At 71.5% G+C, this 15,686-nt stretch carries 8 protein-coding genes; 2 read left to right on the plus strand and 6 right to left on the minus strand.

Annotation, left to right across the window (positions count from 1 at the left end; translation table 11 throughout):
* Genes D7X30_RS07100 through D7X30_RS07115 form a run of 4 tightly spaced genes read right to left on the minus strand, consistent with a single transcriptional unit; the run spans position 1 to position 4,472 of the window.
* Complete coding sequence (locus tag D7X30_RS07100) at positions 1-1,191, minus strand: hybrid sensor histidine kinase/response regulator (protein ID WP_120562083.1); 1,191 nt, start codon at positions 1,189-1,191, stop codon at positions 1-3.
* Positions 1,188-1,625: a response regulator gene (locus D7X30_RS07105; protein WP_120562084.1), complete on the minus strand. Its 438-nt coding sequence runs from the start codon at positions 1,623-1,625 to the stop codon at positions 1,188-1,190. Before D7X30_RS07105 ends, D7X30_RS07100 begins: the two co-directional genes overlap by 4 nt.
* Entirely contained in the window at positions 1,622-3,892 is a 2,271-nt protein-coding gene (locus D7X30_RS07110; RefSeq protein ID WP_120562085.1) for an ATP-binding protein, read from the minus strand. The genes D7X30_RS07105 and D7X30_RS07110 overlap by 4 nt, the downstream gene beginning before the upstream one ends.
* Complete coding sequence (locus tag D7X30_RS07115; protein WP_120562086.1) at positions 3,873-4,472, minus strand: biliverdin-producing heme oxygenase; 600 nt, start codon at positions 4,470-4,472, stop codon at positions 3,873-3,875. The genes D7X30_RS07110 and D7X30_RS07115 overlap by 20 nt, the downstream gene beginning before the upstream one ends.
* 285 nt (positions 4,473-4,757) lie before the next feature.
* Here D7X30_RS07115 and gltB point away from each other — a divergent pair, with 285 nt between their 5' ends.
* Both gltB and D7X30_RS07125 read left to right on the plus strand, forming a co-directional pair.
* Positions 4,758-9,329, plus strand: coding sequence for a glutamate synthase large subunit (gltB, locus tag D7X30_RS07120; RefSeq protein ID WP_120562087.1), 4,572 nt, complete (start codon positions 4,758-4,760; stop codon positions 9,327-9,329).
* 3 nt (positions 9,330-9,332) lie between these two features.
* A complete protein-coding gene (locus D7X30_RS07125; protein WP_120562088.1) occupies positions 9,333-10,793 on the plus strand; it encodes a glutamate synthase subunit beta in 1,461 nt (486 codons plus the stop codon).
* Between the two features lie 58 nt (positions 10,794-10,851).
* Here D7X30_RS07125 and D7X30_RS07130 read toward each other — a convergent pair whose 3' ends face one another.
* Together D7X30_RS07130 and D7X30_RS07135 are read right to left on the minus strand one after the other, a co-directional pair.
* Positions 10,852-13,032 (minus strand): hypothetical protein, encoded by a 2,181-nt coding sequence (locus D7X30_RS07130; RefSeq protein WP_233591432.1) that lies wholly within the window; start codon positions 13,030-13,032, stop codon positions 10,852-10,854.
* A 249-nt stretch (positions 13,033-13,281) separates the two neighbouring features.
* Positions 13,282-15,456, minus strand: a complete 2,175-nt coding sequence (locus tag D7X30_RS07135; protein WP_233591433.1) for a hypothetical protein — start codon at positions 15,454-15,456, stop codon at positions 13,282-13,284.
* Positions 15,457-15,686: the final 230 nt, after the last annotated feature.

Genomic DNA, 15,686 nt, shown 5'->3' on the forward strand with positions numbered 1-15,686 from the left:
CTACGGCGCGGTGTGCTCGGACGTGGACCGCGCGGGCCCCGCGGGGAGCGCGATGCCCCGGGGCAGGCGCACGGTGAAGGTGGAGCCCTGCCCCTCCACGCTGCGCACGGCGAGCGTGCCGCCGTGCAGCTCCACCATGCGGCGCGCGCTGGCCAGGCCCACGCCGCTGCCGGACACGTCCCGGGACACATTGCGCCCGCGGTGGAAGCGCTCGAAGACGAAGGGCAGGTCCCCGGCAGGGATGCCGATGCCCTGGTCCGTCACGGCGAGCAGCACGAACTGCTGCGTCTGCGCTTCTTCCACCGTCAGGTGCACGATGACGGTGGAGCCCGCGGCGCTGTACTTCACCGCGTTGCCCATCAGGTTCTCCAGCACGCGCTCCAGGGCGTGCGCGTCCCAGTCGCCGGTGAAGTCGCGCCCGTCCGGCACCTCCAGGACGAAGTGGTGGCGTGACGCGTTGGCCTCCAGCTCGCGCACCTTGCCGCGCACCATGGCCAGCAGGTCCATGGGCTCGCGCTTGAGGGGGCGCTCCTGGCCGCGCGTCACCTCCAGGAAGTGGTCGATGAGTTCGCCCATGCGGTGCGCCGCGCGCACGATGTGGCCCAGGCGCGTCTCCAGGGCGGGCGTCATCGCGGCGGGGGGAATCTGCCGGCGCAGCACCTGGGCGTTGAGCGTCATGATTTGAAGCGGGCCCTTCAAGTCGTGCGTCGCCAGCGAGAAGAGCTCGTCGCGCACGGCCAGGGCCTCGCGAGCGGCGGCCTCGGCGCGCTCGGCACGCAGGCGGCGCTCCTCCAGCTCGCGCGTCATCAGCACCGTGTCCACCGCGGCGCGCAGGCTGCGGCGCAGGCGCTCCGGGCTGAAGGTCTCCTTCACCAGGTAGTCCTGGGCACCGGCCTTCATGGCGTCCACCGCGACGCGCTCGTTGCCGCTGCCGGTGAGCACCACCACGGCGGGCACCCTGGGCAGCGCCAGCTCCGTGAGCCTCTGGAGCATGCTGACGCCGTTCATGCCGGGCAGGTGGTAGTCGAGCAGCATCGCGTCCACGGTGTTGGCGGCCAGGTACGCCAGCGCGTCCTCCGCGGAGGACACCGGCACCACCTCCCACTGCATGTCCGGGTCACGCGCCAGCGCGCGGCTGACCGCGAGGCGGTCCGCCATGCCGTCGTCCACCAGCAGCACGCGCAGGCTCATGCTTCCGGCTCCTGGACCTCGGGCAGGCGCGCGGCCTTGAACCAGAAGGCGTGGAGCGCCTCCGCGGTGGCCTGCAGCTGGGGACCGACTTCCGGCTTGAAGAGGTAGCTGTTGGCGCCGTCCGCGTAGGCGCCCTCCACGTCCCCTACCTCCACGGAGGAGGAGAAGATGATGACGGGGATGGAGCGCAGGTCCGGGTCCGCCTTCAGCGTGGCCAGCACCTCGCGCCCGCTGATGCCGGGCATGTGCAGGTCCAGCAGGACGAGCACCGGGCGCTCCGCGTCCGCGTGGGCCCCGCGCCGGTAGAGGTAGTCCAGGGCGTTCTCGCCGTCGCGCACGCGCACCACCGGCACGGGCAGGGGCAGCCGCTTCGCGATGCGCATCAGCGCCTCCGCGTCTGGATCACTGTCCTCCACCAGCAGCAGCGGCTTCATGAACGCGGTCCCTCGCCCAGCGTGAAGAAGAAGGTGGAGCCCTGGCCCGGCGCGGAGTCCACCCAGAGCGCGCCGCCGTGCAGCGACACCAGCCGGCGCGCGATGGCCAGCCCCGCCCCCGTGCCGCCGCCATAGGCCTGCGCGGGATGCAGGCGGCGGAACAGCTCGAAGATGGCTTCGTGGAATTGCGGCGCGATTCCGATGCCCGGGTCCTTCACGTAGAAAAGGTAGGGCGCGGTGACGTGCCGCGCCGCCTCCGGGCGCGCTTCCCCGGGCCCCACGAAGCCCACCTCCACCCAGCGCGGCTCGGCTGTCTGGTACTTGGCCGCGTTGCTGATGAGGTTGGCCCACACCTGGCGGATGCGGACGGCGTCACACGCCACCGTGGGCAGGCGGCGGGGCAGGCGGACCGCCACCCTGCCCTCCTCCAGCCGTGCGCCCAGCGTCCTCAGCACGTCCTCCACCAGGGCCTGCTGATCCGTCTCCTCCCACGACAGCTCCAGGCGGCCCAGGCGGCTGAACTCGAAGAGGTTGTCCAGCAGCTCGTGCGTGCGCTTCGCCAGCCACCCCAGGGCCTCCAGCTGCCCGAGTCCGTCCGTGCCCAGCGTGGAGCCGAAGTCCTCCTGCAGGAAGGAGCTGTACTGGAGGATGCCGCGCAGGGGCTCCTTGAGGTCGTGCGCCACGGTGCCGCCGAACGCGTCCAGCTCCGCGTTGGAGCGGGCCAGCTCCCGCGACAGCCGGGCCAGCTCCTCCGCGTGCCGCAGCACCACGCCCACCAGCGCCCCCTTGAGCGCGCGCGCCGCCTCCAGGTCCTGCGCGGACCACGGAGTGGAGGCGCCCTTCATCTCCTCGCGCCACACGTCGAAGGACGCGCGGGGACGCAGCCGTGCATGGCCCGGTTCCGGACGCACGGGCTTGTTCGGGTTGCCAGCCCACGCCACGGTGCGCGCCACCTCCGGGCGGAACCACAGCGCGAAGTGCGGCACGGACGGGTCCAGGCGCACCGCCAGCAGGCCCGCGGCCACGTCCGCGCGCGAGGCCAGCGGCGGGTACACGTCCCCCAGCCGGTCCACGTGGAAGGCTTCCTCCGAAAGCTCGCGCTCCGAAAGCCAGGCCACCAGGGCGCGCACCTCCTCCGCGGACGGCGTGGTGCCGAGCAAGAGGGGCGACGCCTCCGGGCCCGCGCTCGCGCCCAGCACCAGCGCCACGCCGTGGGAGCCCGTGAGCTCCATCAGCAGCGGGGCCTGCGCCTCCAGCGCCTTCGCGGGGCTGTGCTCGCCCAGGTTCGGCAGGACCAGCGCGTTGAGCAGCGACGCGCGGCGCGCCTGGGCGGCGGACTCCAGGCTCCGCTCCTCCGCGGCGAGCTGGAGCGACAACACGCGCGCCAGCACCTCGCACGCCTGCCGCCGCGCGGCGGACACCGTGCGGGGCGCCAGGTGGTGGCAGGCCATGAGCCCCCAGAGCTGTCCGTCCTTCAGGAGCGACACGCTGAAGGACGCGCCCACGCCCATGTTGCGCAGGTACTCCAGGTGGATCTCCGACACGCTGCGGAGCGCGGAGCCGGACAGGTCCAACGGGCGCTGGGTGCCCGGCAGCACCGGCGGCACCAGGCCCACGGCCTTCGCGTCCACGTCCGCGATGAGGCGCACGGGGTTGCGCGTGTAGAGGGCGCGCGCCTGCGCGGGGATGTCGCTCGCGGGGTAGTGCAGGCCCATGAAGGAATCCACGCCCTCGCGCACGCTCTCCGCCACGACCTCGCCGTGGAAGTCCGCGTGGAAGCGGTAGACCATCACCCGGTCGTAGCCGATGAGCTCCCGCACCGCGTCCGCGGCCTCTTGAAGCAGCGCGACCGTGCCCTTCGCGCGCGCCAGCGGCGACACCAGCCGCTGCACCGCGCCCAGCGCCGTCTCCTCCGCGCCCACGTCCTCGTCCGCCAGCGGCTCCAGCTCCAGCACGCGCAGGCCGTCGCTGTCATGCAGGAGCGCGGAGCAGCGCTGTCCCGACACCTCCACGGTGACGGGCCCCGGCCCCGTGCCCGCCTCCACGCGCGCGAGCAGCCCGCGCGGCAGCACGCCGGACAGGGGCTTGCCCAGGAGCGCATCCGGCCCTGCGCCGAGCAGCGCGGGGACGTTCGCGCTCACGACCGCGACGGCCTCCGTGTCCGGGGGGAAGGCGACGAGCACACCCCGGGGCTGGATGCCCCCCAGCAGGTGGATGGGCTCGCGTTCGCAGACGCTGAGGTCGGCATCAGAGACGGACGGAGCCATCGTGCTCTCGCATCAACCAGGCGGCGAAGGTGTCGAAGGTATCGCGGGCGCCCTGCACGACGGCTGCGTCGAAGGTGTCGGAGGCCGCCCGTTCGGACGCCCGGGTGAGGGCTTCACCGAACGCGCGCCACATGGGGCCCACCTGGTCGCCATAGGCCCGGAAGAAGGCGAAGTTCCCCACGCGCGCGTCCGGCCCGAAGTGGCGCGTCAGGTGGCGCAGGATGAGCTGGCCCCCCAGCGTGGAGCCCTCCAGCACGTATGCGCAGCCCAGCGCCTCCGCCAGCCCCGGCAGCGCCGGCAGTGAAGAGGCGCGCGGCAGCCGCGCGAGCGAGGCCGTGTCGTGCCCCATGGCGCGCAGGTCCGCATCCAACAGCGGCGTCTTCCAGCGCGCCCTCGAATCCAGCGCCGGCTCCAGGGCCGCCAGGGGTCCGGCGAGCAGCGCTTCCAGGGGCAGGTAGAGACCGTAGAAGGCCTCCAACTGGCGCTGGTAGTCCGCGGGTGTCAGGTGCGCGTCCATCAGACGCACCGCGCCCTCCGTGCGCTCATGGTGGGGGCGCGTCTCCGTCCTCAGCCGCTGCATCAGTTCCAAGGTGCCCGGAGGATCGGGAGCGGCGCGGCACGAGGAAAGAACCAATTGCGCTGAATGTTGGCCGTTCATCGCGGGTGACTGTTGTCCGTTCACTTACGCATGCGGCGGGGGGCGCACGGAGCGTGAGGCTTCACGGGGTGCCTGTTTCCCCGGCACCACTCCACGCGGTGAGTCGACCCCCTGAGTCGCCCTGTCTTTACGGGCCGCGACACAACGCGTTAGCCTGAATGCTCCACAGCTTGGCTTCCCGCGTCATGCGGGAAAGGGGCCCTGACGATGCCGTTCACCCTCCCTCCGCGCTACGGGCTGTATGAGCCGGAGACCGAGCACGACGCCTGCGGCGTGGGATTCGTGGCCCACATCCGTGGACAGCGTTCGCGGGGCATCGTGGAGGACGCGCTGGAGCTGCTCAACCGGCTGAGCCACCGCGCCGCGGCAGGGCGCGACCCGGAGACGGGCGACGGCGCCGGCATCCTGGTGCAGCTGCCGCACCGCTTCTTCAACCACGAAGCGCCGCGGCTGGGTTTCGAATTGCCGCCGCGACGCCAGTACGGCGTGGCGCAGGTGTTCCTGCCACCGGAGCCGGAGGCGCGCCGCGCGTGCGAGGCGCTGTTCGAGGACGTGGTGGAGGAGGAGGGGCAGCGGCTGCTCGGCTGGCGCGACGTGCCGGTGGCGCCGGAGGAGCTGGGGCCGCTTGCTCGGGAGGCGGCGCCGGTCATCCGGCAGCTCTTCATCGCGCGCAGGCGCGTGGTGCCCAGCGCCTTCGAGCGCAAGCTCTACCGCATCCGCAAGCTGGTGGAGAACCGCGTGCTGGCGCGCGGCGTGGATCCGCAGGGGCGCTTCCACGTGGCCAGCTGTTCGTCGGAGACGCTCATCTACAAGGGCCTGCTCTTGCCCCGGCAGCTGCCGCGCTTCTACGCGGACCTGCGGCACCCGGAGTTCGTGAGCGCGCTGGCGCTGGTGCACTCGCGCTTCTCCACCAACACCTTCCCCACGTGGGAGCTGGCGCAGCCGTTCCGCTTCATCGCGCACAACGGTGAAATCAATACACTGCGTGGCAACCGCAACTGGATGACGGCGCGGCGCGGGCTGCTCCAGACGGCGAAGCTGGGCGGGAGCCTGGAGCCGCTGTGGCCCATCATCGTCCCGGGCAAGAGCGACTCCGCGCAGTTCGACAACATGGTGGAGCTGCTCTACCTGGGCGGCCGCACCCTGCCCCACGCGATGATGATGATGATCCCGGAGGCGTGGGAGGGCCACAAGGAGATGGGCGACGAGCGCCGCGCCTTCTACGAGTACTCCGCGTCCCTCTTGGAGCCGTGGGACGGCCCCGCGGCCATCGCGTTCACGGACGGGCAGCTCATTGGCGCGACGTTGGACCGCAACGGCCTGCGCCCCGCGCGCTACCTGGTGACGGAGGACGACCGCATCATCCTGGCGTCGGAGACGGGCGTCATCGACGTGCCCTCGTCGCAGGTGCGCCGCAAGGGCCGGCTGACGCCGGGCCGCATGCTGCTGGTGGACACCACGGAGGGGCGCATCCTGGAGGACGAGGAGGTGAAGCATGAAATCACCTCGCGCTGGCCCTACCGCCGCTGGCTCCAGCGAAACGTCTTCACCTTCGAGGATCTGCCCGCCGTCCCCGCCCCTGCGCGCCTGAAGGGCGAGACGCTGTGGAGGCTGCAGCGCGCGTTCGGCTACACGGACGAGGACGTGCGCACCACGCTGGCCCCCATGGCTGAGACGGGCAAGGAGCCCACGGGCTCCATGGGCACGGACACGCCGCTCGCGGTGCTGAGCGACCAGGCCCCCACCCTCTTCAACTACTTCCACCAGTTGTTCGCGCAGGTGACCAACCCGCCCATCGACCCGCTGCGCGAGGCGCTGGTGATGACGCTGGCCACCGCGCTGGGCCCGGAGGGCAACACCTTCGAGGAGACGCCGGAGCAGTGCCACCGGCTGTCGCTGCCCGGCCCCATCCTCACCAACGGGCAGCTGGCGCGGCTGGCGAACCTGCGCGGAGACACGGGCCTCTTCGAGCCGCGCTCGTTGAGCCTGCTGTACCCGCACGCGGGCGGCGCGGCGACAGCGCTGGAGGTCGCGGTGGAGCGGCTGTGCACGGCGGCGGTGGACGCCGTCGACGCGGGCGCGAGCATCCTGGTGCTGAGCGACCGGGGCGTGGACGCGGCGCACGCGGCCATCCCCGCGCTCCTGGCCGTGTCCGCGGTGCACCAGCGGTTGGTGCGCGACGGCACGCGCATGTACACGGGCATCGTGCTGGAGACGGCGGAGGCGCGCGAGGTGCACCACTTCGCGTGCCTGTTCGCCTACGGCGTGTCCGCGGTGAACCCATACCTGGCGCTGGACACGCTGCGCGCGCTGGCGGACGCGGGTGAGCTCAAGGCGGACGCGGACAAGGCGCAGGCGCAGTACCTGCACGGCGTGGAGGAGGGCCTGCTCAAGGTGATGTCCAAGATGGGCATCTCCACGCTCCAGTCCTACCGCGGCTCGCAGCTCTTCGAGGCGGTGGGCCTGCAACGAAGCCTCATCGAGAAGCACTTCACCGGCACGTCGTCGCGCGTGGAGGGCGTGGGCCTGCCGGAGCTGGGCCGCGAGGTGGCGGAGCGGCACGCGCGCGGCTTCGGCGCCGGCGCGGACGGCGAGGAGGACCTGCTGCCCGTGGGCGGTCAGTTCCGCTGGCGCCGGCAGGGTGAGCGGCACAAGTGGAACCCGGCCACCGTGGCGAAGCTCCAGGAGGCGGTGCGCACGAACGACGCGGCCCGGTTCCAGGAGTACTCGAAGCTGGCGGACGACGAGACGCGCGAGCACAGCAACCTGCGCGGCCTCTTGGACGTGGTGACGGACGGCTGCACGCCGGTGCCGCTGGAGGAGGTGGAGCCCGCGCTGGAGCTGGCGCGGCGGTTCGTCACCGGCGCCATGTCCTTCGGCTCCATCAGCGCGGAGGCGCACGAGACGCTGGCCATCGCGATGAACCGGCTGGGCGGCCGGTCCAACAGCGGCGAGGGCGGCGAGGAGTCCCGCCGCTACACCAAGGACCCCAACGGCGACTCGCGCCGCAGCGCCATCAAGCAGGTGGCCAGCGCGCGCTTCGGCGTCACCGCGGAGTACCTGGTCAACGCGGACGAGCTTCAAATCAAGATGGCCCAGGGCGCCAAGCCCGGCGAGGGCGGCCAGCTTCCGGGCCACAAGGTGGACGAGCGGATTGCCCGCGTGCGCTGGAGCACGCCGGGCGTGACGCTGATTTCGCCGCCGCCGCACCACGACATCTACTCCATCGAGGACCTGGCGCAGCTCATCTACGACCTCCAGTCCGTGAACGCGAAGGCGCGCGTGAGCGTGAAGCTGGTGAGCGAGGTGGGCGTGGGCACCATCGCCGCGGGCGTGGCCAAGGCGGGCGCGGGCTGCGTGGTGGTGGCGGGCTACGAGGGAGGCACGGGCGCCTCTCCGCTCTCCAGCCTCCAGCACGCGGGCCTGCCGTGGGAGCTGGGGCTGGCGGAGACGCAGCAGGTGCTGGTGCACAACGGCCTGCGCTCGCGCATCCGCGTGCAGGTGGACGGCGGCCTGCGCACCGCGCGTGACGTGCTGGTGGCGGCGCTCCTGGGCGCGGAGGAGTTCGGCCTGGCCACCGCGAGCCTCGTGTCCGTGGGCTGCATCATGCTGCGCAAGTGCCACCTGAACACCTGCTCGGCGGGCATCGCCACGCAGGACCCCAGCTTGCGCGAGCGCTTCCAGGGCACGCCGGAGAACGTGGTGAGCTTCTTCCTGCTGCTGGCGGAGGACCTGCGCCGGCACATGGCGAAGCTGGGTGTGCGCAAGCTGGATGAGCTGGTGGGCCGGGTGGACCTGCTGCGCCAGCGCGCGGCGGTGGACCACTGGAAGGCGCGCAAGGTGGACCTGTCCGCGCTGCTCACCGCGCCGTCCGCGCCGGCCACCGAGCCGCGCCACTGCCAGACGCCGCACCGCAAGGACGTGGCGGACCACCTGGACCACGAGCTGCTGACGAAGGCGCAGTCCGTGCTCGCGGGCGGGCCGCCGCTGATGCTGTCGCTGCCGGTGGCGAACACGCACCGCGCGGTGGGCGCCATGCTGTCCGGCGAGATTGCCCGCCGCCACGGCGCGCAGGGGCTGCCGGACGGGAAGCTGCGGGTGAAGCTGAAGGGCTCCGCGGGCCAGAGCTTCGGCGCGTTCCTCGCGTCCGGCGTGACGCTGGAGCTGGAGGGCGACACCAACGACTACCTGGGCAAGGGGCTGTCCGGCGGACGCATCATCGTCTACCCGCCGGAGGGCAGCCGCTTCACGCCCGAGGAGAACGTGCTGGTGGGCAACACGGTGCTCTACGGCGCCACGGCCGGCGAGGTGTACCTGCGGGGACTCGCGGGTGAGCGCTTCGCGGTGCGCAACAGCGGCGCGCAGGCGGTGGTGGAGGGCGTGGGCGACCACGGCTGCGAGTACATGACGGGCGGCGTGGTGGTGGTGCTGGGGCAGACGGGCCGCAACTTCGCGGCCGGCATGAGCGGCGGCACCGCGTACGTGCTGGACCGCGAGCGCTCCTTCCGCGAGCGCTGCAACCTGGAGATGGTGGAGCTGGAGTCGCTGGTGGACGAGTCGGAAATCTGGCTCGTGCACGGGATGATTGAACGCCACCTGCACCACACCGGCAGCGCACTGGCGCGGCGGGTGCTCGACAACTGGGAGCTGCTGGTGCCGCAGTTCATGAAGGTGATGCCGTCCGACTACAAGCGCGTGCTCCAGGCGCGCAGGGCGGCGCGCAGGCCGCCACCGGCCGCGGGCGTGCAGCAACTCCACGTCGTTGGCGGGGGGGCCTGAACCATGGGCAAGCCCACGGGTTTCATGGAGTGGCAGCGCGTCCACGCACCCAAGCGGGACAAGGTGGAGCGCCTGGAGGACTGGCGCGAGCTGCACCTGCCGCTGGCGGCGGACGAGGCGAAGCGGCAGGCGGGGCGCTGCATGGACTGTGGCATCCCCTTCTGCCACCAGGGGTGTCCCCTGGGGAACCTCATCCCGGACTTCAACGACGCGGTGTACCGGGGACAGTGGAAGGAGGCGTACCAGGTGCTCAGCCGCACCAACACCTTCCCGGAGTTCACCGGACGGCTGTGCCCCGCGCCGTGCGAGGCCGCGTGCGTGCTGGCCATCGACCGGGACGCGGTCACCATCGAGCAGATGGAGAAGGAGATCTCCGAGCGCGCCTTCGCGGAGGGCTGGGTGAAGGCCCGGCCTCCGGCGCGGCGCACGGGCAAGCGCGTGGCGGTGGTGGGCTCCGGCCCCGCGGGCCTGGCGGCGGCGGCGCAGCTCAACTCGGCCGGGCACAGCGTGACGGTGTACGAGAAGGACGGCCGCGCCGGTGGCCTGCTGCGCTACGGCATCCCGGACTTCAAGCTGGAGAAGGAGGTGCTGGACCGCCGGCTCGCGTTGATGGAGGCGGAGGGCATCGTCTTCCGCACGGGTGAGGACGTGGCCGTCACGCCGGGCTGGCGCGCGCTGCGCGAGCAGTACGACGGCGTGGTGCTGGCCCTGGGCGCACGCAAGGCCCGCGAGCTGGACGTGCCGGGCCGCGAGCTGTCCGGCGTGCTGCAGGCCATGGACTACCTGGAGCACCAGAACCGCGTGGTGACGGCGGGCGCCGCGCCGGACGCGCGGCTGGAGGCACAGGGCAAGCGGGTCATCATCCTCGGCGGCGGCGACACGGGCTCGGACTGCCTGGGCACGGCGCTGCGCCAGGGCGCGGCGAGCGTGATGCAGGTGGAGCTGCTCCCCGCGCCGCCACAGGTGCGCGCGAAGGAGAACCCGTGGCCGCGCTGGCCGCTGGTGTTCCGCACGTCGTCCAGCCAGGAGGAGGGCGGCGACCGCGCCTTCGCGCTGATGACGAAGCGGCTGGAGGGCGAGGACGGTCAGCTCAAGCGCCTGCACACGGTGGGCGTGGAGGTGCAGCGCGAGCCGAACGGCCCGCTGAAGCTGGTGGAGGTGCCGGGCTCCGAGCAGGTGTTCGAGGTGGACCTGCTCGTGCTGGCCATGGGCTTCACCGGCCCGAACACGGACCGGCTGGCGGAGGAGCTGGGCGTGACGCTGTCGCCGCGTGGCACGGTGCAGGTGGACGGGAAGTTCGCCACCTCCGCGCCGGGCGTGTACTGCGCGGGCGACGCCAGCCGGGGCGCGAGCCTCATCGTCTGGGCGCTCGCGGACGGCCGCGAGGCGGCGCGCGCGCTGGACACCTGGCTGTCCGGCACCACCTCCGTGCTGCCCACGCGCGGCCAGGACTGCGCGTTCTGAAAAGACGCAAACGGCACGGGGCCCCTCCTCCTGAGGGGAGAAGGAGCCCCGGCCGGCTTTAGTGGACGCGGGCCGCGGGCGGCTGGAGGAAGTCGAGCGGCACCTCCCGCGGCTGCGTCCTGAAGTCCTGGCGCAGCTCCAGCAGTTTCTTCACCACGCCGACGTCGCGGATGGGGCCCACCGTGAGCGCCGGCTCGGGCGAGCCGGGCGGCACGTCCAGGGGCACGCTTCCGGCGAGCGCCTCCATCCGCGCCAGGTAGCCCGTGTCCAGGCCCCTGACCCATCCGCACGTGGTGCAGTTGGCCAGTTCCTGGAGCCGCTGATGCCGGCGCAGCAGGTCCGCGAACGACCACGACGCCACGGCGGACCCGAACTGGGCGTCCGGTACGGCGAACATGAAGCCTGGGCCCCCGCCCGTCAGGAACCTGGACAGCCGCGCCGGGATGCCCGACGTGGGGCTGACGTGTGTGAAGGCCAGGTTGTCCGTGCCGGAGAAGTCGTTCGTGCCCGTGTCCTTGAAGTGACAGCCATTGCACGTGTTGACGGAGAACTCCTTCCGCGCGCAGACCTCCGTGGCATTCGTGGGCACCACGCTGAAGCCCTCCCAGTGGGTGGGCGACGCCACCAGCGAGTTGGCGCCCAGGAACGGCCTGCCATTGAAGGTGCGAGGCACCGTGAACTGCGCGGTGCACCGGGTGGGGACGGTCACCGGCTGCTCGACGCCGTTCTTGACCTGGGTGCGTACGAAGGAGTCGATGTCCGGATCCGTCTGGGAATCATGGGTCGCGTCATCCGGAGTCAGCGCCATGGTGTGGACGCGCAGGAATCCGTTGGAGGGTTTGTCCTTGCCGGTGACGGGGTTCTCGTCCGCCAGCCGGAACTCCCGCAGCTCCCACGGGAACGCCAGGGCGGCCTCGTTGGTGCGGATCTGGTTGAGCGCGTTGGCGTTGCCCTTCCCCGGAGCCCGTCCTCGCAGGACGACGCTCTGGGTCATCTGTGTGAGCTGCGCCTTGTAGGCCGCGTTGAAGGAGCTGTACGTCCCCAGCAGCGCCCACTGCCGTGCCCAGGCGACGACCGGCGAGCACCCCTCGCCGGGCACGCCGTATTCGAAGATGACGGTGAAGGGCTTGAGGTTGCAGGTCGCCTCCGTGCCGCCGCTTCCCCAGGGCGAGGGGCGCGTCAGCCCGAAGATGAAGCGCAGCTCGCCCGGGTCGGTCTGCCGGTCGGCGTAGTCCCAACTGCTGGCCAGGTCGATGCGGTTGACGATGGACAGCAGCCGGAAGGGCGCGATGTCCAGGTCCAGCGGCTTGCTCAACACCACCTCCCAGCGGTTCGTGGAGGCGTTGAACTCAAGGGACGAGGTCGCGCCGCTGGCGGCGGCCCAGGGGGCAATCACTTCGTCATACATCTTGCGGCGCGCGGGCACCGTGTCGCCGTTGGACTGGAAGTCATTGAGCCAGAGCGACAGCCAGTTCAGCACGAAGGCCTCCGGCCGCGCGCCAGACCCCTGGGCCATCTCCCGCATGAGGTGCGCGAAGGTCCACACGCCGCCCTTCGTCCCCGCGCCGGTGCACGGGTCCCACGTGCGCGCCGGGTCGAGCACCACGGCCGGGTCGCGGATCATCAGCGTCCGCTCCCACCGGGGCTGGGTGGAGGCCGGCAGCAGGGGGCAGATCGTAACCGGCACCTGCTCGCCCCACCCGAAGGCCGCCGCGTCCACGGGGAGTCCTTCGTAGCGGGCGACCGGGTGGCGTCCGTTGAACAGGACGGTCTCCCGGGTGGTCACCCCAAGCTCGCCCGAGGCCAGGCGGCGTTCATTCTCCTGGCGCCGCTCCAGCTCCGAGTCCGGGAGCTGCGCGAAGAGCGTGAAGAAGTCCGGACCGGGGCTCGAGGGAATCGCGCCCAGCCGCGCCAGGGTGTCGGAGTGGAACAGGACCGTGGGCCGCGCCGGGTCACCCACCACGCGCACCAGGCTGTCCGCGAGCAGCCGGTTGGCCGGGGGCAGCAGCTTCACGTTCACGGCCGTCGTCTCCCCCAGGGGCGTGGGTTGTTCCAGCTTCTGGGCGAACGTTCCGGCGACGGACAGGCCCGGCACGAGGGGCAGCTCCCCCAGGCTCGTGCTGCTCACCCGCGAGTCCTCCGCGGCGTCCTGCCTCGAAGGCTCCGGAGCCGGCTCCTGCGCCGGCTCCTTCGCGCAGCCGCTGATCGCCAGCACGGCTCCCACCACGACGATTCTCAATTCCTCGCACTTCCACAACATACATTCCCCCGGGAAAAGCCAGCCTTTGTCTTGAATGGCTGGCATTGATTCAACGCCGCGGGGGTGAAGTGCGCGCACGGACGCCCGACCCATGAGGTTCGAAGTCAGGCCCCGGACAAGGTGCTGCCCGCGCGATTGATCAGCAGGGGCTCCACCCATTCCCTTCCCGACAGGCTCACGGCCTCGCGGGGTCCACACGCTTGGAGGCCCAACGCATCACGGGGCCCGTCAGTGGACGCGGGCCGCGGGCGGCTCGAGGAAGTCGAGCGGCAGCTCCCGCGGCCGGATCCTGAAGCCGGGGCGCAGCTCCAGGAGCTGCTTCACCACGCCGACGTCGCGGATGGGGCCCACCGTGAACGTCGGCCTGGGTGAGCCGGGCGCCACGTCCAGGGGCACGCTCCCGGCGAGTGCCTCCATCCGGTTCAGGTAGCCCGCGTCCAGGTCGATGAACCATCCGCAGGTGGAGCAATGGGCCAGCTCCTGGAGCCGCTGGTGGCGGCGCAGCAGGTCCGCGAACGGCCACGACGTCAAGGCGGTCCCAAACTGGGCGTCCGGCACGACGTACATGAAGCCGTTGCCCCCACCCGTCAGGAACTTGGACTGCCGGGCCGGGATGCCCGACGTGGGACTGACGTGCGTGAAGGCCAGGTTGTCCGTGCCGGAGAAGTCGTTCGTGCCCGTGTCCTTGAAGTGACAGCCATTGCAGGTGTTCACGGAGAACTCCTTCCGCGCGCAGACCTCCGTGGCGTTGGTGGATAGCGCGGAGACCGCCTCCCAGTGGGTGGGCGGCGCCACCTGCGCGTTGGCGCCCAGGAAGGGCCTGCCGTTGACGGCTTCCGGCACCGTGAAGCGGGCGGTGCAGTGGGTGGGGACGGTCACCGGCTGCTCGACGCCGTTCTTGACGTGCGTGCGCACGAAGAAGTCCACGTCGGGGTCCGTGCGGAAGTCGTGGGTCGCGTCATTGGGAGTCAGCGCCATCGTGTGGACGCGCAACAGCCCGTTGGAGGGGGTGTCCTTGCCGGGGTGCTCGTCCGCCAGGTGGAACTCCCGCAGCTCCCATGGAAACCCCAGGGCCACCTCGTTGGTGCGCAGTTGATTGAGGGCGCTCCGGTTGCCCTTCCCAGGCACCCGCCCATGCAGGACGACGCTCTCCGTCATCTGCTGCAGTCGCGACCGGTAGGCCGCGTTGAAGGACGGGTACCTCCCCAACCCCACCCACTGCCGCGCCCAGCCGGTGATGGCCCTGCACCCCTCGCCCGGCACGCCGTATTCGAAGATGGTGGTGAAGGGTTTGAGGTTGCACGTCGCCTCCGTTCCACCTCCCCAGGGGGAGGGGCGCGTCAGCCCGAAGATGAACCGCAGCTCCCCCGGGTTGGATGACCGGCCTCCGTATTCCGAGCTGCCCCCCAGGTCGATGCGGTTGACGATGGACAGCAGCCGGAAGGGCGCGATGTCCAGGTCCAGCGGCTGGCGCAGCACCACCTCCCAGCGGTTCGTGGAGGCGTTGAACTCGAGGGACGAGGTCGCGCCGCTGGCGGCGGCCCAGGGGGCAATCACTTCGTCATACATCTTGCGGCGCGCGGGCACCGTGTCGCCGTTGGACTGGAAGTCATTGAGCCAGAGCGACAGCCATTCCAGCACGAAGTCCTCCGGGCTCGCGCCGGACCCCTGGGCCATCTCCCGCATGAGGTGCGCGAAGGTCCACACGCCGCCCTTCGTCCCCGCGCCGGTGCACGGGTCCCACGTGCGCGCCGGGTCGAGCACCACGGCCGGGTCGCGGATCATCTGCGTCCGCTCCCACCAGGCCTCGGTGGAGGCTGGAATCTGGGGACAGCTCGTCTGGGGCACGAGCGCGCCCTGCGCGAAGGCGTTGGCGTCCATGGGGAGCCCCTCGTAACGGGCAGCCGGGTGGCGGCCGTTGAACAGGACGGTCTCCCGGGTGGGCATCCCGAACTCGCCCGAGGCCAGCCGTCGCTCGCGCTCCGCTCGGCGCTCCACCTCCGGGTCCGGGAGCCGCGCCAAGAGGGTGAAGAACTCGGGGCCGGGGCTCGACGGAATCACCCCCAGCCGGGCCAGGGTGTCGGAGCGAAAGAGGACGGTGGGCGCTGACGGCTCACCGACCACGCGCACCAGGCTGCTCGAGAGCCCACGATTGGCGGGGGGCGGCAGCTTCATGTGCACCGCCGTCGTCTCTCCCAGGGACGTGGGCTTGCCCAGCTTCTGGGCGAAGACCTTCGCGACGGACAGGCCCGGCACGACGGGCAGCCCCCCCAGGCTCGTGGTGTCTCCCGGAGCAGCCTGCACGCCCGCCGGGGCCTCCCGTACCGGTGGGGGCTGCTCGGATGCAGGCTCCTTCGAGCACCCCCACACCGCGAGCACGATTCCCAGGACAGCGATTCTCAATTCATTGCATTTTCGCGACATGCGCTCCCCCCATGGCGACGCCAGCCCCGTCATTCGATGACGGGCCTTATCTCAACGCCGCAGGCGCCCATGCATGACCGGACGTCCGATGCATGGCAGGTCGCAGTCAGGCCCCTGACAGGGCGCTGCCCGCGTGAATGATCAGCGGGGGCTGTGCCCATCCCCTTCCCGACAGGTTCCCGGCCTCGCGGGGTCCGCACGTTTGGGGC

Origin of the sequence: Corallococcus sp. AB011P, from assembly GCF_003611605.1 — a bacterium.
In the GTDB taxonomy this organism is placed as follows: domain Bacteria; phylum Myxococcota; class Myxococcia; order Myxococcales; family Myxococcaceae; genus Corallococcus; species Corallococcus coralloides.